Annotated in this window: 23 protein-coding genes; 12 read left to right on the forward strand and 11 right to left on the reverse strand. The window is 68.7% G+C overall.

Annotation, left to right across the window (positions count from 1 at the left end; translation table 11 throughout):
• Positions 1-115 precede the first annotated feature (115 nt).
• The gene (locus MKK75_RS35390) at positions 116-1,036 is read left to right on the forward strand and encodes a LysR family transcriptional regulator (RefSeq protein WP_244047137.1); all 921 of its coding nucleotides are present in this window, start codon (positions 116-118) and stop codon (positions 1,034-1,036) included.
• A gap of 45 nt (positions 1,037-1,081) precedes the next feature.
• Here MKK75_RS35390 and MKK75_RS35395 read toward each other — a convergent pair whose 3' ends face one another.
• Both MKK75_RS35395 and MKK75_RS35400 read right to left on the reverse strand, forming a co-directional pair.
• The gene (locus MKK75_RS35395) at positions 1,082-2,266 is read right to left on the reverse strand and encodes an MFS transporter (RefSeq protein ID WP_244047138.1); all 1,185 of its coding nucleotides are present in this window, start codon (positions 2,264-2,266) and stop codon (positions 1,082-1,084) included.
• 280 nt (positions 2,267-2,546) lie between these two features.
• Positions 2,547-3,719 carry a serine hydrolase domain-containing protein gene (locus MKK75_RS35400; protein WP_244047177.1) on the reverse strand — a complete coding sequence of 391 codons (1,173 nt, stop codon included), beginning with the start codon at positions 3,717-3,719 and terminating at the stop codon, positions 2,547-2,549.
• Positions 3,720-3,930: 211 nt separating this feature from the next.
• Between MKK75_RS35400 and MKK75_RS35405 the strand changes: the two genes are divergently transcribed.
• Positions 3,931-4,797 (forward strand): AraC family transcriptional regulator, encoded by an 867-nt coding sequence (locus tag MKK75_RS35405; RefSeq protein WP_244047139.1) that lies wholly within the window; start codon positions 3,931-3,933, stop codon positions 4,795-4,797.
• 111 nt (positions 4,798-4,908) lie between these two features.
• On the opposite strand, the gene MKK75_RS35410 is transcribed toward MKK75_RS35405, so the two are convergent.
• Positions 4,909-5,877 carry a GlxA family transcriptional regulator gene (locus tag MKK75_RS35410; protein ID WP_244047140.1) on the reverse strand — a complete coding sequence of 323 codons (969 nt, stop codon included), beginning with the start codon at positions 5,875-5,877 and terminating at the stop codon, positions 4,909-4,911.
• A gap of 117 nt (positions 5,878-5,994) precedes the next feature.
• On the opposite strand from MKK75_RS35410, the gene MKK75_RS35415 reads away from it, so the two are divergent.
• Positions 5,995-6,672, forward strand: a complete 678-nt coding sequence (locus tag MKK75_RS35415) for an HD domain-containing protein (protein WP_244047141.1) — start codon at positions 5,995-5,997, stop codon at positions 6,670-6,672.
• Positions 6,654-7,052, forward strand: coding sequence for a LysR substrate-binding domain-containing protein (locus tag MKK75_RS35420; protein WP_244047142.1), 399 nt, complete (start codon positions 6,654-6,656; stop codon positions 7,050-7,052). Before MKK75_RS35415 ends, MKK75_RS35420 begins: the two co-directional genes overlap by 19 nt.
• 140 nt (positions 7,053-7,192) lie before the next feature.
• On the opposite strand, the gene MKK75_RS35425 is transcribed toward MKK75_RS35420, so the two are convergent.
• Positions 7,193-8,107, reverse strand: a complete 915-nt coding sequence (locus MKK75_RS35425) for a LysR family transcriptional regulator (protein WP_244047143.1) — start codon at positions 8,105-8,107, stop codon at positions 7,193-7,195.
• Positions 8,108-8,210: 103 nt separating this feature from the next.
• On the opposite strand from MKK75_RS35425, the gene MKK75_RS35430 reads away from it, so the two are divergent.
• From MKK75_RS35430 to MKK75_RS35460, 7 genes are all read left to right on the forward strand, one after another.
• Positions 8,211-8,717, forward strand: coding sequence for a YybH family protein (locus MKK75_RS35430; protein ID WP_244047144.1), 507 nt, complete (start codon positions 8,211-8,213; stop codon positions 8,715-8,717).
• Between the two features lie 178 nt (positions 8,718-8,895).
• Complete coding sequence (locus MKK75_RS35435) at positions 8,896-9,294, forward strand: YybH family protein (protein WP_244047145.1); 399 nt, start codon at positions 8,896-8,898, stop codon at positions 9,292-9,294.
• Between the two features lie 10 nt (positions 9,295-9,304).
• A complete protein-coding gene (locus MKK75_RS35440) occupies positions 9,305-10,204 on the forward strand; it encodes a DoxX family membrane protein (RefSeq protein WP_244047146.1) in 900 nt (299 codons plus the stop codon).
• Between the two features lie 112 nt (positions 10,205-10,316).
• Entirely contained in the window at positions 10,317-12,173 is a 1,857-nt protein-coding gene (locus MKK75_RS35445; protein ID WP_244047147.1) for a mechanosensitive ion channel family protein, read from the forward strand.
• Positions 12,174-12,694: 521 nt separating this feature from the next.
• Entirely contained in the window at positions 12,695-13,831 is a 1,137-nt protein-coding gene (locus MKK75_RS35450) for an S-(hydroxymethyl)glutathione dehydrogenase/class III alcohol dehydrogenase (protein ID WP_244047148.1), read from the forward strand.
• Between the two features lie 213 nt (positions 13,832-14,044).
• Positions 14,045-14,878 carry an S-formylglutathione hydrolase gene (gene fghA / locus MKK75_RS35455; protein WP_244047149.1) on the forward strand — a complete coding sequence of 278 codons (834 nt, stop codon included), beginning with the start codon at positions 14,045-14,047 and terminating at the stop codon, positions 14,876-14,878.
• Between the two features lie 151 nt (positions 14,879-15,029).
• Complete coding sequence (locus MKK75_RS35460) at positions 15,030-15,251, forward strand: hypothetical protein (RefSeq protein ID WP_244047150.1); 222 nt, start codon at positions 15,030-15,032, stop codon at positions 15,249-15,251.
• A 46-nt stretch (positions 15,252-15,297) separates the two neighbouring features.
• Here the strand turns inward: MKK75_RS35460 and MKK75_RS35465 are convergent, their stop codons facing one another.
• The 6 genes from MKK75_RS35465 to MKK75_RS35490 all read right to left on the reverse strand — a co-directional run bounded on the left by MKK75_RS35465 (position 15,298) and on the right by MKK75_RS35490 (position 21,753).
• The gene (locus MKK75_RS35465) at positions 15,298-16,746 is read right to left on the reverse strand and encodes a class I adenylate-forming enzyme family protein (protein WP_244047151.1); all 1,449 of its coding nucleotides are present in this window, start codon (positions 16,744-16,746) and stop codon (positions 15,298-15,300) included.
• A complete protein-coding gene (locus MKK75_RS35470) occupies positions 16,743-17,564 on the reverse strand; it encodes an enoyl-CoA hydratase-related protein (RefSeq protein WP_244047152.1) in 822 nt (273 codons plus the stop codon). Before MKK75_RS35470 ends, MKK75_RS35465 begins: the two co-directional genes overlap by 4 nt.
• A 20-nt stretch (positions 17,565-17,584) precedes the next feature.
• Complete coding sequence (locus MKK75_RS35475) at positions 17,585-18,823, reverse strand: MFS transporter (RefSeq protein ID WP_244047153.1); 1,239 nt, start codon at positions 18,821-18,823, stop codon at positions 17,585-17,587.
• A gap of 6 nt (positions 18,824-18,829) precedes the next feature.
• Positions 18,830-20,050 (reverse strand): ABC transporter substrate-binding protein, encoded by a 1,221-nt coding sequence (locus MKK75_RS35480; protein WP_244047154.1) that lies wholly within the window; start codon positions 20,048-20,050, stop codon positions 18,830-18,832.
• Positions 20,051-20,192: 142 nt separating this feature from the next.
• Positions 20,193-21,176, reverse strand: coding sequence for an MDR family oxidoreductase (locus MKK75_RS35485; protein ID WP_244047155.1), 984 nt, complete (start codon positions 21,174-21,176; stop codon positions 20,193-20,195).
• 22 nt (positions 21,177-21,198) lie between these two features.
• Positions 21,199-21,753, reverse strand: a complete 555-nt coding sequence (locus MKK75_RS35490) for a TetR/AcrR family transcriptional regulator (RefSeq protein WP_279594348.1) — start codon at positions 21,751-21,753, stop codon at positions 21,199-21,201.
• Between the two features lie 184 nt (positions 21,754-21,937).
• On the opposite strand from MKK75_RS35490, the gene MKK75_RS35495 reads away from it, so the two are divergent.
• Positions 21,938-22,816 (forward strand): DMT family transporter, encoded by an 879-nt coding sequence (locus tag MKK75_RS35495; protein WP_244047157.1) that lies wholly within the window; start codon positions 21,938-21,940, stop codon positions 22,814-22,816.
• Positions 22,817-23,197: 381 nt separating this feature from the next.
• Here MKK75_RS35495 and MKK75_RS35500 read toward each other — a convergent pair whose 3' ends face one another.
• Entirely contained in the window at positions 23,198-24,484 is a 1,287-nt protein-coding gene (locus tag MKK75_RS35500; protein ID WP_244047158.1) for an MFS transporter, read from the reverse strand.
• Positions 24,485-24,511 lie beyond the last annotated feature (27 nt).

The raw sequence follows: 24,511 nt of genomic DNA on the forward strand, positions 1-24,511 counted from the left end.
CCGTAAGGGAGGTCCACGTCGGCACCTCCTGCATGGCCGGTATCGACCTATGCCGGGATCGCGATAACCGCGAGCTTTGGCATAACATTCATACAGGAGACGTATGAGTGTTGGAATGATCGACCGCTTCCTCCTGATGCAATGCTTCGTCCGCACCGCCGAGACGGGAAGCTTCTCCGCGGCGGCCAGGGACCTGGGGCTGAGCCAACCCAACGTCAGCCGCTACGTGGCCGCCCTGGAGAGCCGCCTCGGATGCCGCCTCCTCCAGCGCTCGACCCGTAGCCTGCACCTGACGCCGGAAGGAGAGCGGTATCACGCCGAGGCGCGTCGCATCCTCGACGCACTGGCCGAGGCGGAGTCCGGGCTCAGAAGCGAGGTTGCACCATCCGGCCTTCTGCGGGTCGCCTGTCCCACGGCCCTCGCGCATGAGTTCGTGATGCCGCTGGTCCCCGCCTTCCTGAGGAGATACCCGGACCTGAGACTGGATCTGCAGATCGCCGACAGGTTCGTGAACCTGGTGGACGAGCGGGCCGAACTCGCATTGCGGGTCGGTCACCTGAGCGACAGCGCCCTGCGCGCACGCCGCATCGGCTCGTTCGAGCGGGTCTGCGTGGCGGAGGTGGGCTACCTCGAAAGCCGCGGCCTTCCCGAGACACCACAGGATCTCGGGACCCACGACTGCATCGTCTACTCGCTGCTCTCGACCGGCGACACATGGCGGTTCGCCGAGACCGAGGTCGCCGTCGCGGGTCGCATCCGGGTGAACTCCCCCCAGGCCGTCCGCGAGGCGGCGCTCGCAGGCCTCGGGGTCGCCCTCGGGCCCGCGTGGCTGTTCGACGACGGGCTCCGGGCCGGGCGCCTCACCCGCCTGCTCACGGGTTACGAGGCGCCGCCCGTACCGATCCACATGCTCCATGTCGCCAACCGCCTCCTCCCCCGGCGGGCGGTGGCATTCTCGGACTTCGTCGCGAACGCCTTCTCCGGGATCGAGATCCTGAACGTCCGGACCTCGGTCGGCCGCAAGGGGCGACGGTGATGGCGAGGGCCGGCGGTCTCGACGCCGGCCGCCTCCGGCCGCGGGTCACTCGGCCGGCTGGGTGGCTCCCGCCTCGATGTGCCGCTCGCCGGGGAAGATGAGCGCCCCGACAAGGACCAGCGCGCACAGGACACCCAAGGCCTGCAGCGTCAGGGCGAAGCCGCCCCGATCGTGCAGCCAGGCCACGAGGCCGACCGACACGCCCGCCGCCGTGAAACCGAGGAAGTAGCGCGCCGCGAAAGCCCGGGCGCGCCATTCGTCGCTCGTGTATTTCCCGACCATGGCGTCGTTGATGGTCACCTGGCCGAAGATGCCGATGATGATGCCGATGGACACCACGATCAGCGGCAGGCTGCCGAGCCGGGCGGCGACGAAGAGCAAAGGTGCCAGCAGCAACGACAGGGGCAGGAAAACCGTCTTGAGGGAATAGCGGTCGAGCAGGCGACCGATCACGTATTGCGCCAACGCCCCGAAGACGTAGGTGCCGGCCGCCAGAAGGCCGATCATCGCCGGGCTGGTCGTCAGGTCCGAGAGGCGTTCGGCGAACAGCTTCGGCAGGGCCACGGTGATCGCGTTGAAGGTCGTCGAGGACGCGATGATGGTCACCACGAGCGACACCACCACCCGACGCATCGCGGACTTGTGCACCCGCGCGTTGCCCGCGCCCTTGCCGGCGACGCGGACCTCGTGCCGGACACGGGCCATGAACGGGAAGCCGAGCGCGACCGTCGCCAGCCCCGGCAGGATGAAGGCCCAACGCCACCCGAGATACTGGCAGGCGAGGCCGGTCACGAGAGCCGAGGACGCGACGCCCAGGTTGCCCCAGACGCCGTTGATGCCGATTTCCCGGCCGAGCCGGCTCGCGTACGAGACCAGCATGGCGGTGCCGACCGGGTGATAGATCGCGGCGAACAGGCCGACCGCGAACAGGGCGAGAGCCAGTTGCAGGGGCGTTTGCGTCAGGCCGACCGCGACGAGCGAGACGCCGATGCCGAAGAAGAAGATCGCCATCATGTGGCGGCGGCTCCAGCGGTCGCCGAGCCAGCCGGTGGCGAGCGAGCCGGCGCCGAAGGCCACGAAGCCCGGTGTCGCGTAGGGTAGCAACTCCGAGTAGGTCATCCCGTAGACCGGGGCCAGGACGATCACCGCCGCCGCGAAGATCAGCATGGCGTAGTGGTCGATGAAGTGGGCGATGTTGACGTAGGCGATCACGGTGCGCGGTGAGTTCATCGGTCCTCTCTCCTCAATCGCAGTCGATGCATGTCGCGGCGACGGCAGGCTCGGCCTGCCGATGGACCAGGGCGTCCACCATCGTCACGCCCCGTAGGTCGGCGACCATGAGCGACCTCCTCGTCATGACGGTCTCCCCCGACCCCGGTCCCATGACTGCGCGGCCCCCAGGCGTGCCGGGCAACCTGATGAGGCGTGTCCGCGGCAAGGGGCCAACGAACATCGCCGAGACGCCAATCGACGGCGCCCGTCCGCCCGCTCCGAGCGGTTCCGCAGCCGGTCAAACCGACCGTGCCAGCTCGTTCGCGGCGGTCTCGTAGCTTTCGTATGTTTCGAGGGCCGGCTCGTCGGCGAAGGGCAGGAGCTGCATCAGGATGACCCCGGTGACCTTTCGTACGGGGTCGATCCAGACGTACGTGTTCGCCAGGCCGGCCCAGGACAGGCCCCCGGCGCTCCGACCGGTCGGCGTGGGGTACCCGTTCGTCATGAAACCGTAGCTCCAACCCTTCGGGATGCCAGGAAAGAACTCGGCGTCGTTCGAAAGGGCGGCGTCGGCCGTCCTCAGCCGCTCGACCGAGATCGGGGCGATCTGGTCGCGGCACATGGATGCCACGGATGCCGGGCTCAGGATCGCGGAGCCGTCGAACAGGCCGCCGTGCATGATCGCCCTGCAGAACCGAAGGTAGTCCGGAGCCGTGGCGTACAGGCCGCCGCCGCCCATGAAGACCTCGGGCTCGGCCGGCATTCGGAAGTCGATGGCCTTCAGCGACCCGTCCGGCTGCCGCGCATGCATCCCGGCCAGGCGTCCGTTCCAATCGTCACGGGCGACGAAGCCCGTGTCAGCCATGCCGAGCGGCGTCAGAACATGGTGGCGCAGGTAGGAGTCCAGGCGCTGCCCCGAGGCGCGCTCGACCATCAGTCCGGCCCAGTCGAGGCCGATGCCGTACGCCCACCGCGTCCCGGGATCGAAGGCCAGGGGCGCGAGCAGGGCGGCCTTCCGACAGGAGCCAAGGTCCGGCAGTCCGGCAACGGCCGCATACCGGGCGTGGTCCGCGTTCCACATCGGGTACGTGAAGCCAGAGGTGTGCGTGAGCAGGTGGTGCAGCGTGACCGGTCCGCGGGCCGGGCGAAGCCGCGGGGCTCCCCCTGCATCGAAGCCTTCGAGGACCTCAGGCGCGCGCAGCTCGGGAAGGAGGTCGCCGGCCGGTGCGTGCAGGGAGAGCTTGCCCCGTTCGACGAGTTGGAGCGCCGCCGCGGTCGTCAACGCCTTCGTCATGGAGGCGATCCAGAACACGGTATCGAGCGTCATGGCGTCGTCCGAGGTCACGCTTCGCCGCCCGAACGCGCCCTCGTAAAGGACGCCGCGCTCGGTGGCGGCGACCGCGACGACCCCAGCGAGCCGGCCCGTCTCGATGCCCCTCCTCAGCACCGCGTCGATCCGTTCCCTGCCCATGGTGCTTGCTTTCGCGTCGCCCACCACCGCCGCTGCCGCCGCGCCGACGATGGCGGTGACCGCCTCACGTCTCATAAGCATGTCCGATCAATCTCCCCGCCTTCCGCTCGGCGCCCGTGACCGGCTCGGCGGTGTCGCCACCTGGTTCGGTCGCCCGCTTGCCCGGTGACCGAACGCAGGCTACCGCTGGCCTCACAGCGAAGGGTGGCCAATGGACATCGCCAAGACGCCAAAAGCGGCCGCTCGCACCCTGCCTTGGCCTGGATGCGACGCGTCCGGCGTGTTGTCGCGCTCCTACCCGCGCGGCAAGAAGATCGGCCAGCACGTGCACCGCGAAGCCCAGTTGCTGTTCTCGGCGCAAGGGGTGATGCAGGTCACGACGCCCAAGGGCCGTTGGCTCGTGCCGCCGCAGCGAGCGGTCTGGCTTCCGCCGCGTGTCGAGCACGCCGTCGATGCCTTGGCCGACATCGAGATGCGCACGTTGCTCGTCGACCCTCGGCGACTGGCCATGCATCCCGAGGCTCCGCGCCTGGACCGCGAGTTCGTCGTGACGGTGGGGCCGCTGCTGCGGGAAACGGTCCTCGCCGCGTTCTCAAAAGCGCCCTCCCGTCGCCCGCTCGGCCTGTTGCTGGACTTGGCGCTGTTCGAGTTGGCCGAGGCGGAGGACCCGACCACATTCATGCCCATGCCGGTGGACGCGCGCGCCCGGCGCGTCGCCGAGCTGGTGCTCGCCGACCCGGCGCTGCAACGCCCTCTGGAGGACCTCGCGCGCGAGGCGGGCGCATCGCTGCGCACGGTCACACGGCTGTTCCCGGCCGAGACCGATCTGACCTTCAAGGAGTGGCGGCAGCGCGCCCGCATACTCGCCGGGCTACAGGCGCTGAGCGGGGGCCGGACGACGGTCAAGCAGGTGACCGCCCTCCTCGGTTACTCAAGCGTCGCCGCGTTCGGGCACGCCTTCCGGCAGATCATGGGTACGGCGCCGAGCTCCGTCATACCGCGATCTGGTTCGGCACCGACGGGCCATCAGAAGGCCCGAGTCGGATTGAGGTCGGCTGCCACGACGAACGACGGCTGACGGGGCGACGAGGCGGCCGGCTGGACCCGCCCTGCCACGGATGGCTTGCCCCCGGAAGGCCGGGGCGACGGGAGAGGCGCTCCAGTGCCCGCACGGTGGTCGGCCGGGACCTCAGGCATGAGCGTGCCGCCGGCGGTATTCGGCCGGCGTCGTGCCGACCCGACGCACGAACGCGCGCCGGAGCGTATCGGCGTCGCGGAAGCCGCAGGCACCGGCCACTTGCTTGAGGGCGGCGTGCGCCTCCGCTTCGAGGAGCCGGCGAACGGCCTCGATCCGCACGTTCTCGACATAGGCGGCGGGTGTCAGGCCCGTCTCGGCCCGGAACAGGCGCGCGAAGTGGCGCGGGCTCATCCCCGCCCGCCCGGCGAGATGCGCGACGTCGTGATCAGCCTCCGGGTGCGCGGCGACCCAGCGTTGGACTTCCTGGAGGGCGGAGCGGCCGGACGGGGCGCTGACCCCGCGACGGCTGAACTGCATCTGGCCACCGCCCCGCTTGAAGAACATGACGAGGTGGGCCGCGACCCGGCGCGCGATCTCCGCGCCCAAGTCCTCCTCCACGAGCGCCAGGGCGAGGTCGAGCCCGGCCGTCACCCCGGCCGCGGTTCGCAACGGACCGTCGAACAGGCAGATCGCATCGGGCTCGACGATGGCTTGGGGAAACTGTTCCGCCAGCGCCTCCGCCACGGCCCAGTGCGTCGTGACCCGGCGTCCGTTCAACAGGCCTGCCTGCCCCAGGAGGAATGCCCCGCTGCAGACCGAGCCGTAGCGCCGGCAGCCCGCCGCCGTCCGCCCGAGCCAGTCCAGGAGACCGGCCCGGACCCGCAAGTCTTGCATCCGGGGTGCGCCCGCGACCAGGAGCGTGTCGAGGGGCGTCGGCTCGGCTTCGTGCGCGACCAGGTCCGCGACGAGGCGGCGCCCGGAGGACGTGATGACGTGGCCCGGCTCCGTCCCGACGATGGCCAGTTCGTAGAAATCCCGGTCGCTCTGGGCGTTCGCCTCGGCGAAGACATCGAGCGGTCCCGCCACGTCGAGGAGTTGGACACCGGAGAGCGCCAGGACGGCGACTGATCGGGGGGGCATGCTGGCTCCGTGGCTGGGGATGCACGCAAGCTGGCCGGAATCGTCGTGAAAAGACGATTGATGCCACGCGTATCGCTCCGTACCTCCTCGCGAAGCCCGACGCAAAGGAGATCCACCGTGAGCATCCATCCCGAGGCCGCCATACCCGACAGCACGCTCGCACGGGCGATCACCGAGTTCGTCCGAGATACTGAGACCGCGCTGCTCTTCAACCATTCGAGCCGTGTCTATCAGTTCGGCGCGCTCGCCGGCGTCCATCGCGGCCTGACGTTCGACCGTGAACTGCTCTACGCAGGTGCCATGTTCCACGACCTCGGCCTGATGCCGGACCACAGCAGCGCGGCGGAGCGCTTCGAGGTCGACGGCGCCAACGCCGCCCGGGACTTCCTCAAGGCACACGGCGTCCCCGAGGCGGACGCCTACACCGTCTGGACCGCCATCGCGCTGCACACGACGCCCGGCATCCCGGTCCACATGCATCCGGTGGTCGCGCTGGTCACGGCCGGCGTCGAGATGGACGTGCTTGGGCTGACCTACGACCAGTATTCGGATGCCGAGAGAGAGGCGGTGGTCTCGGCTCATCCCCGCACGCCGGACTTCAAGGAAGACATCATCCAGGCCTTCTACGACGGCATCCGGCACAAGCCGGACACCACCTTCGGCAACGTCAAGGCCGACGTGATCGCCGACAAGGAGCCGGGCTTCGTGAAGGGGAACTTTTGCAGCGTGATCCGAGCCTCCCGCTGGCCCGGCGGCGCGCACGTCGCGGGGTGTGGGTGCGGGCACCACGACTGAGCCCTCTTCCCGATCGCCGGACGCCTTACGATCTGGAAGCGCACAATTGCGTCAACTACCGGCTGATCGGCGGGGGCGGCCTGCTGCCTTGGGAGTTCCTGAACGCCGGGCGCGAGGTGCGCGTGCGCCCTCGCGGTCAGCTCGTCGTGAACGAGGGTGACCTTGCGGGTGCGGCGGTGCGGGCGGGAGCGGGATTGGGTTCCATGCTGGCCGACGAGGGCGCGGACGACCTGGCGAACGGGCGGCTGGTGTCTGTGCTGGACGCTTGGTGCCCACCCTTTCCCGGGTGTCACCTCTACTATCCCAGCCGCCAGGCTACACCCGCGCTGCGCGCCCTCGTCGATGCGCTGCGTTCGCCGGGGAAGGCCGGTGCCGAATAGGGAACGGTGCCGGATCGTGTTTTCACTCTGCCCAGTTACTCATCTGCAAGCAACCGGACAGCTTCTGACCAGTCCGCGCAAGTCCATCCTTCGACAGCTGTGCACTGCCGTCCGCGCGCGTCAGAGGGCAATCCGGATCATCAGGTCGGCAGGTCGGGGAAGAGCGTCGGCATCCGTTCAATGGCGAAGTCCTTGAACAGGCGCACGGGTCGTGACAGCTGGCGGTGACCGAGATGTACCAGCGACAGGTCGAAGGTCCGGAACCGCCACTCCGGCATCACCTCGACCAACCTGCCGTCCCGCAGCAGCTCCGGTTGGACCACCGGCGGCAAGTCTCCGATGCCGGACCCTGCCAGCAGCGCGGTCGCGAGCCCGATATAATCGTTCATCGTGAAGTGCGGCTGGAAGGTGATGGTCTCCCGGTCCGCATGTCCGGCGCGGATGAACGTCCAGCGATGGTCCGGCTTGCCCAGCGAGAACGCCAGGAGCCGGTGATCATACAGGTCTCGCGGTGCGTCCGGCGCTGGGAGCGCCCCCAGGTAAGTCGGGCTCGCCACGAGACGGTGGCGATAGGTGAGAACGCGACGCGCGACCAAACCCGAGTCGCGAAGGGGGCCGAACCGGAAGGCGATGTCGATGCCTTCCGAGACCTGGTCCACGTGCCGCTCCGTGACCAGCACCTGGACGCGCACGTTCGGGTGGGCGGCCTGGAACGCGCCCACGAGTGGTGCGACGAGCGTATCGGAGATGCTCGGGAGCGCCGCCACACGAAGCAGGCCCGAGACGGACGTCATTCGGTTCGAGACGATGCCGGCGACCGCGTCGCTGATCTCGACGCTGCGCCGGGCGTGCTCCAGCACCTCCGAACCGAGGTCGGTCAAGCGCAGGCTTCGCGTCGAGCGTTCCAGCAGACGAACGCCGAGTTGTCCTTCCAGCTCCGCGACACGCCGGCTCACGGTCGAGACCGGCACCCGCAGCTGCCGAGCGGCCGCTGAGAAGCTGTTGGCCTCCACGACCTTGGCGAAGATCAGAAGCGCGTTCAGATCGAGCATCATTATCCCAGATCTGGGAAGGTATTTCCCACAATTACAGTCTTATGGGCAGATCATCGGTCGCATATCCCTGCCGCACCGTAAACCGGTGGCTGGAGCACCCAGGATGAGAGTTCGGTTGGTCACGATGTTGGCGCTGGGCCTGCTCGGGGGCCTCATGGGCGGTCCAGTCCTGGCTCAGTCGACCGGTGGAGCCGCCCCCACACGGCACGCGGCGGCCGACGAGGAGGCTCTTCGCGCCGTGCTGGCCTCGTACAACGCCGCGCTCAACGGCGGTCAGACCGCCGCGGTGCTGCCGCTCTACACGCCGGACGGCATCTTCATGGCTCCCTACAGCCCGTCGTTCATCGGCCAGACGGCGATCCGCAAGGCGTACGACGCCGTCTTCGCCGAACTGAAGTTCGACGTGAGGTTCGACATCGCCGAGGTGGTGCAGATCGCGCCGGCCTGGGCGTTCGTGCGCACCAACTCGGCCGGGACGACACTGCATCACTCGACCGGCAAGACCACCGCGGAAGCCAATCAGGAACTCTTCATCTTCCGGAAGGGTGACGACGGGTCCTGGCGGATCGCACGCTACAGCTTCTCGCCCACGAACCCGCCCGGACTGTAGCTCGGGCGCTCGCGCCGAATCCGGTTCCCACACAGGCACGCGAAGATCGTGGCCGCGACCTGGCGGGCCTCTCGGGCTGGCTCCCGCCACCGGAGGCGACATTCCCGATCTGCACTGTGATGCCGCTCATGCGGGCGACGGCCAACTCATGAGACGCCCACGATCAGAGGAAGACACCATGGATGCCGACGAACAGGCCATCGCGGCCGTGCTGGCGCGGTACGCCGAGGCCGCCAACAACGCGGATGCCACGGCCGTGGCGGAGCTCTACGCCGACGACGCCGTGCTCATGGCTCAGTACAGCCCGCCCGCGGTCGGCAAGGCCGCCGTGCACGCCGCCTATGCCGGGATGGCCGGGGCGATCAAGCTCGACATCGTCTTCGAGATCGCCGAGATCCGCCTGGTCGCCCCGGATTGGGCGTTCCTGCGCTCGACCTCGACGGGCACGATCCGCCTCCTGCAGCCCGGCATCGACATCCCGGAGGCCAATCAGGAGCTGTTCCTCTTCCGGAAGGTCGATAGCACCTGGAAGATCGCCCGCTACAGCTTCTCCACCGTCCTGCCGGCGCAAGCGTGAGGTGCTCGCGATGAGCCTCACCCTACCGAGATGGGTCGATGCCCCCGCCCGCGTGCTGATGTCGGCCCTGTTCCTGCTCTCAGGCATCGGCAAGCTCACCGCCGTGTCGGCCACACAGGGCTACATGGCAGCCTACGGCGTTCCGGCCGTGCTGCTCTGGCCGGCGGCCGCGTTCGAGATCGGCTCCGGCGCGCTGCTGGGGCTCGGCCTCTGGACGCGTCCGCTCGGCGTGCTGCTGGCCGGCTGGTGCCTGCTGACGGCGGCCATCTTCCACACGGCGTTCGCCGACCAGAACCAGCTGATCAACTTCCTGAAGAACCTCACGATGGCCGGCGGCTTCCTGCTGCTCGCCCGCGCCGGCGCCACCGGCCTCAGTCTCGATGGCCGCCGGGTCGGCAGCAGCATGCCCGGCGCGGAATGTCCGTTTGACCGCGAGGAGAACGTGATGAACGCCCTGACGCCGACCGAGACCGTCCTCGCCGTCCTGAACAATGCGACCGACCCGGCCACCATCGCCGCGCTGGTCGAGCCGGACGCCACCTACGTCTCGCTGAACTACGACAATCCAGAGCTGAGGAGGATCATGCCCTGGTGCGGCACGCATGCGGGCTCGCAATCCATCCTGGCCACGTTCGTGGACGTGAATCGGCACTGGGAGATCCCGGCCTTCGACGTTCTGGAGGCGTTCGGCAGCGACGAGCGGGTCGCCGTGTTCGCGCGCTGCACCTTTCGCTCACGTGTCATGGAGAAGCGGATCACGTCACCGGTCGCCGTCCTCGCCAGGGTGAGGGATGGCAAAGTCACACACATGCAGTTCATGGAGGACACGTTCGGTACGGCCTCGACGTTCAGAAGCGGGGGCTCCTGGACCTTCCGGGCCGAACCAGAAGGAACGGAGGTGACGATCTAAACCGAGGCGGTGCCGCGACGCATGAGGTGGTGTAGGAGGGCATGACGACCCCGGCGGCAACGGTGTCGCATCCTCTCGTGTGTGGGTCGCGATTCATGCGCGCAAGCCGGTCGTGATAAGATCCCGCCGCGTCTGGTGCCTGGCGGCCCTCGCTGTCCTGTGCGCGTTCCCGACCGCACCACGTGCGCAGACGCTCCAGCTCGGCTTCGGCGGCCTCGCCCTCGGCCGCGACCTGGACGAGCACCTCCGCGCGATCCGCGATAGAACAGGCGATCTGGTCGCGGCTGCTGCCGGGGTCCCCGCAGCGACCAGCCAGGCCGCCTCGACGCTCGTTGCAGGCGAGCGGACGAGCCCGATTGGCTTGGCTGCGCGCCTCCTCATGCTATGGTTCGGAGGGTGGCTCGCTGAGCGCCTGTTCTTCCGCTGGTCCGCGACGTGGATGCGCCGGATCGCCGACAGCCCGCTGGCCACCGTGCGACAGCGGGCCGTCGCCCAGGCCCAGCGCCTGCTGTTCGCCCAATGCTTGGTCCTGAGCTTCGCGGCGGGTGCCTGCCTCGCCTACCTCGCTGCGGCACCCCCGGCCGCCGCCGGCGTCATGGCGCTGGACGTGCTGCTCGCCATCGTCGCCGTGCGCACCGCGCGCGTGCTCGGCCGCTTCCTGCTCGCCCCCGGCGGCCCGCGGCTGCGTCTCGTCGCCCTGCCGACGGACGCGGCCTGGCGCGCGCAGCACGGGGTCACGGTCGTGGCTCTCACCCTGGCGGCGGGGCTCTTGTGGTCGGCGCTGCTGCGGCTGGCTGGCGCCGGAGCGGCCGTCGCCGACGCGGCCACGAGCCTGGGTCTGCTGCTCGCTGCCATCCTGATACCGGCGGTCGTCTGCGCAATCGTCCTGGTGCGGCGCGGAGCGGACAGACATCCGCCGCGCCCGGCGATCGTGGCGCTGGCCCTCGTCCCCATCACCGCGTGGCTGCTGGCCCAGGCCGGCCTCTCCGCCGTGGCGTGGGCTGCGCTGGTGCTGGGCCTCGCGCCGGCGCTGGCGTTGGCGCTGGGCGACGCGGCGCGCACGATCGCGTTCGGTCCGAACCGCTTGGGAGCGCTGACACGCGAGGAACGCATCGTCGCCCACGCCGCCCGCAACGTCGCGTTGATCGCGGGACTGCTGCTGGTGGTCCGGGGCGCGCCTGGGTCCGAGGAAGGCTTAGGCGCAGCCGCTACGACCCAGATCGTGTTCGCCCTGCTGATCCTACTGGGCGCCGACCTTGCCTGGCAGATCGTCCGCAGCTTGATCGACCGTGGTCTCGCCCGGGCGGACGGCGACTCGCGCACGGATCGCCTCGCCACGGTCCTGCCCGCCCTGCGCACGGTGGTGCTCGTCGCACTCGCGGTCACGGCGACCCTGAGCATCGCCTCGACCTTCGGCCTGCAGATCGGCCCGCTGCTCGCCGGGGCTGGCGTGGTCGGCCTGACGATCGGCTTCGGGGCGCAGGCGCTGGTGCGCGACGTGATCGCGGGCTTCTTCCTGCTGCTCGACGACGCGTTCCGAGTCGGCGAGACGATCGAGAGCGGCGGCCTGCAGGGTCGAGTCGAGGCGTTCTCGCTGCGCTCGGTCCGGCTGCGCGACGACAGCGGGCACATGCACACGGTGGCCTTCGGCGAGCTGAAGGCGGTGACGAACTTCTCGCGCGACTGGGCGGGGCTGGAGGTGCCGATCTATGTGCCGCACGGCGTGCCGTACGAAGCCGCAGCTGGCGTGATCACGGCGGCCATCGCGGCGGTGGAAGCCGACGAGGCGCTCGCTACCCTGCTCACCGCGCCGCCCGCGTTTCTGGGTGCGACGGCCCTGTCCGAGGCATCCGTGAGGATGGCCGTGCTGGTCCGGACGGTGCCCGGCAGCCAGGGGCGGGTGCGATCGGACCTGCTGCGCCATGTCCTGTCCGGCATGGCCGGAGCAGGCATCCAGCTGAGTAGCTGACCGGTCGAACACCGCGAATGGCGCGCACGATAACGGACGGGTGCCTCAAACCGATGGCTTGGGCGACCGTATCCGCCTCAGCGCGGGATCAATCAGAAGCAGTCATTCGGCTTTCGGCCAGACTACGCCGAGCCGGATTGCGAATGCGTGCAAAACCGGTCGTTCAGCTGTGCGCCCATTTCAGTCATCGAAGCTGAATGATCTCGTTCCTCTGAGCGGACATTCATCCATCATCCAAGCCGGCGGGTCGTCTCGGCGGATTGTCAGCCGAAGTTCTTTGGGGCAGCGCAATCCGCTGACGTGAAGGCGGCGTGCCGGCCGCCTTCGCACAGGTGCTGGGTTGCGCCATCGGAATGGGGGCGCCCGGCGGAACCGCGGATGCAGACGTTGCATCCGGGCGCAAGAAGCATCACACACGCGACAGATCCTCGGACCGTTCGGTGCGCCGCCCTTGCGGGACATGCGCCGAAGAGTCGGCAGTTCGGCGCCGTCCGTGATCATCCAGACAATAGGAATCCGTGATGAAGACGCGCGCCGCGGTCGCGTGGGAGGCGAAGAAGCCCCTCACGATCGAGACTATCGACATCGAGGGACCCAAGGCTGGCGAGGTTCTCGTCGAGTTGATGGCCACCGGGATCTGCCACACCGACGCCTACACCCTCTCGGGCCTCGATTCCGAGGGCAAGTTCCCGGCAATCCTCGGCCACGAGGGCGCAGGCATCGTCCGCGAGGTCGGCGCCGGCGTCACCACGCTGAAGCCGGGCGACCACGTCATCCCGCTCTACACACCGGAATGCCGCAACTGTAAGTCCTGCCTGTCCCAGCGCACGAACCTGTGCACCGCGATCCGGGCGACCCAGGGCCAGGGCGTGATGCCGGACGGCACGAGCCGGTTCTCCTGCGTCTCCACCGGCGGCAGCCCCGCCGGATCGAGCACCGTGTTCCACTACATGGGCTGCTCGACCTTCTCGAACTTCACGGTGCTGCCCGCCATCGCGCTGGCCAAAATCCGCGAGGACGCCCCGTTCGATAAGATCTGCTACATCGGCTGCGGCGTGACCACGGGCATCGGCGCGGTGATCTACACCGCCAAGGTCTGGCCGGGCGCCAACGTGGTCGTCTTCGGCCTCGGCGGCATCGGCCTCAACGTTCTTCAGGCTGCCCGCATGGTCGGGGCTGACAAAATCATCGGCGTCGACATCAACCCGGAGAAGCAGGCCATGGCCCGCAAATTCGGTATGACCGATTTCATCAATCCGACCGAGGTTGGAACCGACAAGGTGGTTCAGGCCATCGTCGATCTCACCGGCGGGGGCGCCGACTTCTCCTTCGATTGTACCGGCAACGTCCATGTGATGCGCCAAGCCCTCGAGTGCTGCCATCGCGGCTGGGGCGAGTCGATCGTCATCGGCGTGGCCGAGGCCGGCCGCGAGATCTCGACCCGTCCGTTCCAGCTCGTCACCGGTCGCGTCTGGAAGGGCTCGGCCTTCGGCGGCGCGCGCGGTCGCACGGACGTGCCGAAGATCGTGGACTGGTACATGGAGGGTAAGATCAACATCGATGATCTGATCACCCACACCATGCCGCTCGACGAGATCAATCACGGCTTCGACCTGATGCACGAGGGCAAGTCGATCCGCTCCGTCGTCGTCTACTGAGAAGGATGGGCGCGGATCTTTTCCTCTGGGTCTGAGGATCCGTATCCCATCCGGCTGTTCCCCGCGCGAGGGACGCCCGCATCCTGCCCCGAGCCCATGCGGGAGACTGGCGCGCGGCGCGCGATCCAAACGTCGCTGGGCCCAGTCAAAATCCGTCACCCACCATCCAGCCCCGCGCGGGGCTTTCGCCTCCCGAGTAGGAGAACAAAGCTGATGGAAACCATCTCGAAGGCCCGCGCCCATGGCGGCACGCAGGGTGTCTACAAGCACGATGCGCAGACCACGGGATGCGCGATGACGTTCGCGGTGTTCGTACCGCCCCAAGCCGAGAACGGCCCGGTCCCGGTGCTGTGGTACCTGTCGGGCCTCACCTGCACGCACGCCAACGTCATGGACAAGGGCGAGTACCGGGCCGCAGCCGCCGAGCAGGGCGTGATGATCGTGGCCCCCGATACCAGCCCGCGCGGCTCCGGCATCCCCGACGAGGACGGCAATTGGCAGTTCGGCTCCGGTGCCGGCTTCTACCTGGACGCCACGCAGGCGCCCTATGACACGAATTACCGGATGTGGAGCTACGTCACGGAAGAGCTGCCTGCGCTCATCGCGAAGGAATTCCCCGCCGATATGACCCGTCAGGGCATCTTTGGGCATTCCATGGGCGGACACGGGGCGCTCACCATCGCGCTGACCTACCCGGAGCGCTTCAAGTCCTGCTCCGCATTCGCGCCGATCGCCCAGCCCTCCACGGCCGGCTGGTCGAAGCCGGCCTTCGAAAAGTATCTCGGTTCCGACCCGGTCGCCTGGCGCGCCCACGACGCCACCGCGCTGATCGAGGACGGCAAGCGCTTCCCCGAGTTCCTGGTGGATCAGGGCACCGCCGACAGCTTCCTTCAGGACGGCCTGCGCCCCTGGCTGCTGGAAGATGCCTGCGAGAAGGCCGGTATCGCCCTGACGCTCAATATGCGCGAGGGTTACGATCATTCCTACTTCTTCATCTCGACCTTCATGGCCAACCATATCGCCTGGGCTGCCGCGCGCCTCAAGTGATGTGACCGGCCCCTCAAAGCAGTCGGGACGCGATGCTTCCCGACATCGAGAGCGATACGCCGTCCAAGTCGCTTGCGGATGGGGGCGAACCAGTCATCCTCCGCTCGTGAAGGCCGTCAATCTGTCTCAGGCGTGCTGACGGCGGACAAGCATGGGCGCCGTCGCCTCCCTGACCCAGGCCGGCGTTGGCGTCAGCCTCCTTCCCGTCCAAGGCTACCGGTCGAAGATCACGTCGGGCGCCCTCCGGGTTCTGGAGACCTGTCCGGAGGGCCCGCTGGTGGAGGTCTACGCGGCGGACGCCGCGACATCGATCCCGAGCCTGCTCACGGAACTCGCCGCGGCGTCCAGTACCTTCGCGGACCCGCCCGGGTAGAACCGATCGGAACGGGGTGGATCGGCACCGTCTCCGTCACCGCGTCTCAGGAGGCCGCCGGCACATCCCGTAGGCCGAGCGACGCCGTCTCCGCGCGGACCAGCGTGAGCGTGCTGACCATCGCCCGGCTCGCCTTGCCGGTCGCACCCGCCGGCAGGGTGTCGCTGAAGACGATCACGTCCGGCACCTTGTAGCGCTCGAGATGGGCCGACGCCCAGCGCCGGAGCTCGTCCGCCGAGAGCGCGAGGCCGGGCCTCAGCACGACGACCGCGTGGATCGCCTCGCCGAGGCGCGCGTCCGGCACGCCGGCGCACAGCGCCGCCGCGATGTCCGGGTGCGTGCACAGGGCATTCTCGATCTCCAGCGGCGCGATCTTGTTGCCGCCGCGGGCGATGATCTCCTTCGAGCGACCGACGAGCTCGACCTGTCCGTCCGGGCGCAGGCGCGCGAGATCCCCCGTCCGGAAATGGTCCGCCTCCAGGGCGAGGCGGGTCAGCTCGGCGCCGTCGAGGTAGCCCAGCATGCCGCAGGGGGTGCGGATCCGCAGCTCGCCGGTCTCACCCGGAGGGGCGGGCGCGCCGTCGTCCCGGACGATGAGGAAGGAGACGCCCTCGGTCGGCACGCCGATCGACCCGGCCTCCGCGGCATCCCGCGGCCGGTGGCAGAAATCGCAGGATCCGGTTTCGGTCGAGCCGTAGAGGTCGACGAGTTCGGCCGCGGGCCATCCGCCGCAGACCGTCCGGGCCAGGGGAGGGGTGAGCGCCTCGCCGCCGGTCAGCACCGCCCGCAGACGGGGGGCCGACGGGGCGCCGTCGGCCAGCAGGGCCCGCAGCATGGTGGGGACCGCGGCCAGCACCGTCGCCTCCGCGTCGAGCAGGCCGGCGAGCGCCGCCGGAGTGAATTTCTGCACGAGGACGAGGGTTGCCCCGGCGCGGATCGCCAGCAGGCTCGCCCAGATCCCGAAGATGAAGGTCAGCTGGAGCGGGACCACGACGACGTCGTCGGGGCAGAAGCCGAGCAGCCGGTCGAGGATCGCGAGTTTGCGCGCCAGGGCGTCGTGCCCGAGCACCACGCCCTTGGGCGCGCCGGTACTGCCCGAGGTGAAGACCACGAGGGCCGCCCCCTCAAGGAGGGGCCGCTCCGGCGGCGGCGCCTCCGCGATCCCGTCGAGGGCGAGCCCGTCGATCCGGAAGCGGGCGCGCGTCGCCTGCTCGATCGCCCCGCGGGTGAGCGGTGCGGCGGCCCGATGCACGGGCACCGCGACGGCGCCCGCCCGCCACAGGCCGAGCAACGTCCCGAGATCGAGGGCCCGGTTGCCGATGGCCACGTGCACGGGCTCGTGCGGGCGCACGCCGGCCTCGCGCAGCAGGCCCGCGACCAGATCCGCGTGCGCGTCGAGTTCGTGTCCCGACAGCCCGGGCCCGGAACTCTCGTCCACCCGGCTGCCCGGGCGCGCGAACCCCGTCCGCAGGATCTCCGCCAGCGCCCCGGTCACGATCCGGCTCCCGGGAAGCGGCTGTCGCGCCAAGCCAGCGCCGCCTTCAGGCCCTGCGCGCGGGCGATGTCCATGAAGGCCCGCTTGTCCGGCGAGCCCTCGCCCTCGATCAGCAGGTCGATGTCGAGGGCCGTCTCCAGGGCCTCCAGCATGCCGCGCGCCTCGATCGACCGGTTGATGGCCCGCTTCGTCTCCTTGACGAGATTCGGGTCGATCGCCGCGATGTGCCGGGCGAGGTGCAGCGCGCGCGCATCGAGGTCGGCACTCGGCACGACCCGATTGACCATGCCGATCTCGTAGGCGCGCTGCGCCGGGATGCGGTCCTCGCCCGTGAGGATGATCTCCTTGGCGATCTTCGGGCCGACGATCCAGGGCAGGATCATCACGACGATGCCGGCCCCGAATTTCAGCTCCGGCTCGCCGAAGAAGGCATCCTCGGCCGCTAGGGTGACGTCGCAGGCCAGTGCCAGTTCGCAGGCGCCGGCGAGGCAGGGGCCGCGCACCGCCGCGATGGTCGGCTTCGGGCAGTGCCAGAAGCGCATCGGCACGTCGAAATCCTTGCGCAGGATCGGGCGCCACTGGCTCACGCCTTCCGGACGCAACGCCATCTGGTCCTTCAGGTCGAAGCCCGACGAGAAGGCCGTGCCGGCCCCGCGAACGATCACGGCGCGCACATCGGTGTCGGCCTCGGCCGCGTCCATCGCCCGCGCGAGCTCGTCGAGCATGGTCGCGCTGATCGCGTTGGTCCGCTCCGGGCGGTTGAGGGTGATCCGCGCGACGGATGCCAGCGTCTCGTAGGTGATCGTCGTGAAGGCCACGGGCGGCTTTCTCCTCGCTGTCACTTGCGTCCTCCGGCCAGTCGCTTGGCCTCGGGCAGGCGCCGCAGCCGCAGCATCGAGGCGAATCCCAGGAATGGCCCGATGGCGAGCAGCGCGAAGGCGAAGCGCCAGCCGAGATACGTCCCCGCGAAGGCGATGAGCTGGATGCTGACGAGCGTCAGCAGGAAGCCCATGCAGGTCTGCACGGTCAGCATCGTCCCGATCAACCGGCGGTCGCTGAGCTCGCTCACCGCCGCGGAGAACTGGGCCGAATCCGCGATCACCGCGACGCCCCAGAGCAAGCCCACCGACAGCACCGCCCAGGCGGGTCCACCGAACAGGAAGCCCACCGCGATGGCGCAGCAGCCGCTGGCGAGCATCGACGCGCCGGTGACCAGGGTGCGCCCGAACCGGTCCGCGGCCCAGCCGCCCACCAGGGCACCGAACGCGCCCGCGGCGACCACCGCGAAGGCGGCCAGTTCCGGCGGGAACGGCGGGGCGTTGCCGTAGCGCTCCCGGAAGCTCGCCGCCATAAAGGCGCCGATCCAGGCCCACATGGCGTAGAGTTCCCACATGTGGCCCAGATAGCCGAGATTGGCCAAGCGCACGCCTCGGTTGCGCCACGCCTCGAGGGCGTTCTCCAGGCGGAGGGGAGGGGCCTCCGACCGGATCGGCCCGAGCTCCACGAAGCGGATCAGGGCCGCCGACAGGAGCGCGCCCAGCGCCGCACCGAGCACCGGCAGGTGCCAGTCGAGCTGGCCGAAGGCCGCGACGAGGTGGGGCAGCGCCGAGCCGAGGGTGAGCGCGCCCACGAGCAGGCCGATCAGCAGCCCAAGGTCCCCCACCGCCCAGGTGGCGGCGATCTTCATACCGACCGGGTAGACCCCGGCCATGCAGGCTCCGGTCATGAAGCGCAGCAGCGGCACGATCGGCGAGGTCGGCGCGAAGGCCAGCATCAGGAGGTTGGCGAGGCCGGCGGTGACGGCGCAACCGCAAAACAGCCGGCGTAGGTCGAACCGATCGGCCAACCCCAGCAACGCGCTGACCAGGGTTCCGGCGACGAAGCCGGCCTGCACGCTGTTGGTGAGCAGGGCCTCCTGGAACGGGCTCAGCGTCCAATGCGTGCGGATCGCGCCGATCGAGGCCGTGGTGGCGAACCACGTCGCCATCGCGGCAACCTCGCTCAGGAGCAGCAGTCCGATCGCCGCCCGCTTGGCGGCGACGGTCGCGCCGCGCGCGTCAGGAAAGGCCCGGTCCATGCCGCCTCACTTCGCGGCCGTGTGGGCCACGAGGGGGCAGCCGCCATCGGCCATGGGCCGGAACGCCTGGTCGCCCGGGATGGTGTCGAGCAGCTTGTAGGTGTCGTACGGCCCTTTGGATTCCGACGGGTCCTTGACCTGGAACAGGTAGAGGTCGTGGATGGTTCGTCCGTCCGCGCGGATCGAGCCGTGGCCGAACAGCGGGTCGTCGGTGGGCATCGCCTTCATCTGCGCCACGACATCGGCGCCGCGATGCGCCTTGTCCTTGTCGAGGGCGGCGATCGCCTTCATCCAGTGGAGCATCGCAGCATAGGTGCCCGCCTGGTTCATCGTCGGGTAACGCCCCCCGTTGCGCGCCGCGAACCGCTTCGCCCAGGTCCGCGTGCCGTCGTTGAGGTCCCAGTAGAACGCCTCGGTCAGGGTGAGGCCGTGGGCGACCTTCAGGCCGACCGAGTGGATGTCCGAGATGAAGGCGAGGAGCGCGACGAGCTTCTGGCCGCCGTCGGCGAGGCCGAATTCGGAGGCCTGCTTGATGGCGTTGATCGTGTCGCCACCGGAATTGGCGAGCGCGACGACCTGCGCCCCGCTTCCCTGGGCCTGGAGCAGGTAGGAGGAGAAATCGGTGCTCTGGAACGGAGCCAGGACGTGTCCGAGAGTCTTGCCGCCGGCCTTCGTCACGGCTTCGGTGGCGTCACGCTCCAGGGCGTGACCGAACGCGTAATCCGTCGTGAGGAAGTACCAGGATTTCCCGCCCTGCTTGATCACGGCGCGCGCCGTGCTGTTGCCGAGGGCCCAGGTGTCGTAGGTCCAGTGGACGTTCGTGCGGGTGCAGTTCTTTCCGGTCAGATCCGAGGAACCGGCGCTGGCGATCAGGAACGCCTTGTCCTTCTCGCTCGCGATGTTCGACACGGCCAGGGCCACCGACGAGGTCGGCACGTCCACGACCGCGTCGACGTGGTCGACGTCGAACCAGCGTCGCACGATGGCCGCGCCGATATCGGGCTTGTTCTGGTGATCGGCCGAGAGAACTTCGACGCGGAAGCCTTGAGCGTCCGGCTTGAAGTCTTCGACGGCCATGCGCGCGGCCTCGACGGAGCCCGGCCCGGCGATGTCGGCGTAGAGGCCGGACTGATCGTTCAGCACGCCGATGCGGAAGGTCGGCAACGGGTCGGCCTGCGCGGCGGACAGGCCGCCGGCCAGCATTGCCAAGGCGAGTACAGCCTTCATGGTCGTTCCTCCAGTGTTGTGAACGGACTGTGCTTGTTGTTTTCAGTCCGACGGCCGTGCTGCGCTTGTCGCTACATCATCGCACCCAGGTCATCTTGCCCGCATCCCGTCCGCTCCGCCGATGAACGGCCGTGAGAACGCATCAGCGGTTCGCATCGACCACAACGCGGCCGCGCACCCGGCCCGCCATCAGGCGCTCCGCGGTGGCCACGACGTCCGTCAGGCCTATCTCGTCGGTGATCGCGTCGAGCTTGGCCGGTTCGAGGTCGCGGACCAGCCGGTTCCAGGCCTCGATCCGCTCGGGCCGCGGGCACATTACGCTGTCGATGCCGATCAGGCTGACGCCACGCAGGATGAAGGGAGCCACGCTTGCCGGCAGGTCCATGCCCTGCGCCAGACCGCAGGCCGTGACGACGCCCCGGTACTTCATGGCGGCGCAGACATTCGCGAGCGTATAGCTGCCCGCCACATCGACGGCCCCGGCCCACCGCTCCCGGGCGAGCGGCTTGCCCGGTTCCGAGAATGTCGCCCGGTCGAGGATCTCGGCCGCACCGAGACCGCGCAGGTAGTCCGCCTCTTCGGGACGCCCGCTGACCGCCACGACCGTGTAACCGAGGCGCGACAGGAGGGCGATCGCCGTGCTGCCGACGCCGCCGGCCGCGCCGGTGACCACGACCTCGCCCTTGTCCGGCGTGACCCCGTGGCGCTCGAGGGCGATCACGCACAGCATCGCCGTGTAGCCGGCTGTGCCGATCGCCATCGCTTGGCGTGGCGTGAGCGCCCCGGGCAGCGGCACCAGCCAGTCGCCCTTCAGCCGCGCAACCTGCGCCAGCCCGCCCCAGTATGTCTCGCCGACGCCCCAGCCGTTGAGGACGACACGGTCGCCGACCTTGTAGTCCTGATGCCGGGACTCGCGGACGGTGCCGGCGATGTCGATGCCCGGCACCATCGGGAACTTGCGCACGACCGGGCCTTTGCCGGTGATCGCGAGCCCGTCCTTGTAGTTGAGCGTCGAGTAGGCAACGTCCACGGTGACGTCGCCCTCGGGCAATTGCGCCTCGTCGATCTCGCGTAGGCCGGCACGGTAGCCCGCCTCATCCTTCTCGATCAGGATCGCCTTGAACATCCAGGGGCACTCCGTGGGGCGCTCAGCGCGCCAGACAGGTCAGGAATTGGGTCGCGAACAGGTCAAGCGGCTCGGGGCTGCGCTCGAGCTTGGCGCGCAGGACCGCGCCTTCCCAGCCGATCCAGAAAAACGCCGCCAGCGCCGCGCAATCGGCATCCGCGGCGATCTCGCCGACCGCCTGGGCGTCCAGGAAGCAGCGCTCCGTCCGCGCCTGCCAGTCGAGGAGCACACCGTGCAGGCGGTCCCGGAAGATCTCCGGCAGAGCGCTCATCTCCTGCCCGAGATTGCCGATGACGCAGCCGCGGCGGAACTCGTAGCGTGCCATGCCGGCCTTCGCATCCGCGACGAAGTTCTTGATGCGCTGGATCGGAGCCGTACTCCGATCCAGCAACCAGCGGTCGAGCTTGCGCGCGAAGTATTCAGCGTACGCATCGATCAGCTCGGCGCCGAAAACATCCTTGCTCGCGAAGTAATGGTAGAATGAACCTTTCGGCACACCGGCGCTGCGCAGAACCTCTTCAAGACCGGTCGCCGAGTATCCCTTCTCCGATAGCAGCGCGACGCCGACCCGGATCAGAGCCGCCCGCGACGTCCCGTAGCCCGGCTCGGGCCTGGGCGGCCGACCCCGCTTGCGTGCCGTGACAACGGAGGAGCTATCAAGCTGCATGATTTAGAAATAGACCGGTTGATTATTAAATGCAAGGAGCGTCAGAGACGGCCTTCGGACGCGCTCCATGCGTCGCCCTCGACGTCGGCAAGCTATGTCATCCGCAGAACCGAACCGCGTGGTGGGCGTGGCGGCGCTACTCGGGACCGCGCTCGGTTGGGGGCTGGGATGGCTGGCGATGAAGGTCGTCCTGCAAAGCTGGCCCCCGCTGTTCGGGCGGGGCTTGGCGGGCGTGACGGCGGCGATGCTGCTCGCCATCCTGGCGCTCCTGCGCGGCGAGCATCTCGCCGTGCCCCGCGGGGCTCGCGCCCGGCTGGCGATGGCCGCGTTCACCAACGTCTTCGCATGGATGGGCTTCTCGGCCCTGTGCCTGCGCTGGATCACCGTCGGCGAGGCGGCCCTGCTGGTCTACGCGATGCCGATCTGGGCCACCTTGTTCGCCTGGGCGCTCATCGGCAGTCGCCCGACGGTGCGGGGCTTCGTTGCGCTCGCGCTCAGCCTCTCCGGTATCGGCGTTCTGCTCGGCGCCGGCGGAGGGGCGCTCAGCGCCGAGAAACTTCCCGGCATCGGCTTCGCGCTTGCCGCCGCGATGCTGTTCGCGTTGGGCGCCGTTCTCAACAGAGCCGCCTTGGCGATGCCCCCGTTCGCGCTGACCGCTTGGCAGGTCGGGCTCGGCTGCCTGCCGATGGTGGGACTCGGCCTCGTCCTCGAACGGCCGGCGGTGACGTCGCTCAGCGGTGCGAGCGCTGTAGCGCTCGCCTACATGACCTTGATCCCGATGGCGGCCTGCTACGTATCATGGTTCGCGGCCCTGCGTCGGCTGTCGCCCGAGGCGGCGTCGACGTGCATGTTGCTGGTTCCCTTGATCGGCATCCTCTCGGCAGCCCTGCTGCTCGGGGAGCCCTTGGGCGCGCGCGCGATGGTGTCGATGGCGCTGACGCTCGGAGGTGTCGTCCTCGCGCTGAGGACGTGATCGCCCCAAGCCATCATCGACGGCTGTCGATGAGAGCGCGCCAGTCATCAAACCGGAATGAGCACGCGAAGCTGGTCCTGGTCAGCGCCTTCGAACGGCTGCTGCCAGCGGCGGCGTTGGCAACTCACAACGACAGGGTTGGGTCGGTAGCGGGCCGTCCGCTGTTCCGGCCCGCCTTCGCCGAAGCCGCCCTTCCGCTCTCGGCCAGATCCGGCCGGCCGCTTCGGACCCATCCCGGCGGTTTGGGTACCCGAAGGGGCCATCGAGAGGCGGAAATTGACGATGCCCCGTGCCCCTGTCGTCCCGTCACGCGGACGCGACATTGCCCCTGTGATGCGTGATGCCTCCGAACGCACGACGTCGACCAAACATGGTTTTCCGTCATCGTGCGACGACCGTCCGCGGGGACGGACCAGGCAGTGGGATAGGACGGATCAGCAGGAGGACCGCGCCGACACCCAGGAGCGCTACGCCTCCGGCCAGGAAGAAGGCACTGCTGAATGATCCCGTCCCCTCCACCAAGTACCCTGTGATGGTGGGGCCGAAGATGCCGGCGCAGTTGGCCACCGCGTGGACGAGCCCGCCTACACTGCCGACCTTTGCACTCGGCACCACATCCTGGATGATTGCCCAGTACGTGCTGCCGCTGAGGTAAAGAGCCAGAACCGCGCCCGAGACGAGGAGCAACGCGCTTGCCGTGGTCGTCACGAGACCAGCCAATGCGATGAAGAGCGCGGATGTACCGAGGCAGCCAATCAACACCCACTTGCGTGCGGTCAACGCATTCCCGGTCCGGTCGAAGACGCGGTCGGAGAGCCAGCCGCTGGCCCCGTAGCCGATGAACCCGACCAGCCAGGGCAATGTCGTGGCTAAGCTCATGCTCTTCAAGCTCAGGCCGCGTTCAATGGTCAGATAGCTTGGGAACCACGTGAGGAAGAAGAAAAGGATATAGCTGTAGCCGAAATACGAGATCATCGCGGCAACGATAGCTGGCTGGCGCAGGTAGTACCCCAGACCCTCCGCGCGCTGGTCCTCCCCCACGGGCACGGGCCGATTGCTCTCGATGTCCTGCAACTCAGTGGCTGAGATGTGCGGGTGCTGGCGCGGCTTGTCGGTTGTGCCGAGCATCCAGAACACGAGCCAGGTTAGACCGAGCAGCGGGACGAAGGCAAATGACGCCCGCCAACCGAGATAGGCGAGCAACAGGCCGATCAACGGTCCCGAGATCGCCCCGCCGAGCGGTAGGCCACAATTGGCCAGCCCCAGTGCTGTGGCGACCTGACGATGGGGAAACCAATTGTTGACCATCTTGTTGATCGTCGTCGCCAACGGTCCTTCGGCCATTCCGAACATCGTGCGAACGAGAAAGAGCGAGACGAAGCTGCCCGTAAGCGCCGTCAGGCCACAGAACATCGACCAAGCGGCCATCGCGACCGACATCACGCGTTTCGCGCCGAACCTGTCGGCCGCCCAACCACCGATGAAGTTGAACAGGGCATAACCGACAAAGAAGCCGGAAAAGACGATGCCCATCTGGCCCGGCGACAGGTGCAGGTCGGCCGCCACCTGCGGCGCGGCTACGGACAAGGCCGCACGATCGATATAGTTGATCAGTCCGCCGACAAACAGCAGCGAGACCATACGCCAGCGCAGCTTCACGGTCGTCATCCTCCCGTTCCGTGGGATTTGGGCCGC

The organism is Methylobacterium sp. J-030 (genome assembly GCF_022829545.1).
Lineage (GTDB): Bacteria > Pseudomonadota > Alphaproteobacteria > Rhizobiales > Beijerinckiaceae > Methylobacterium.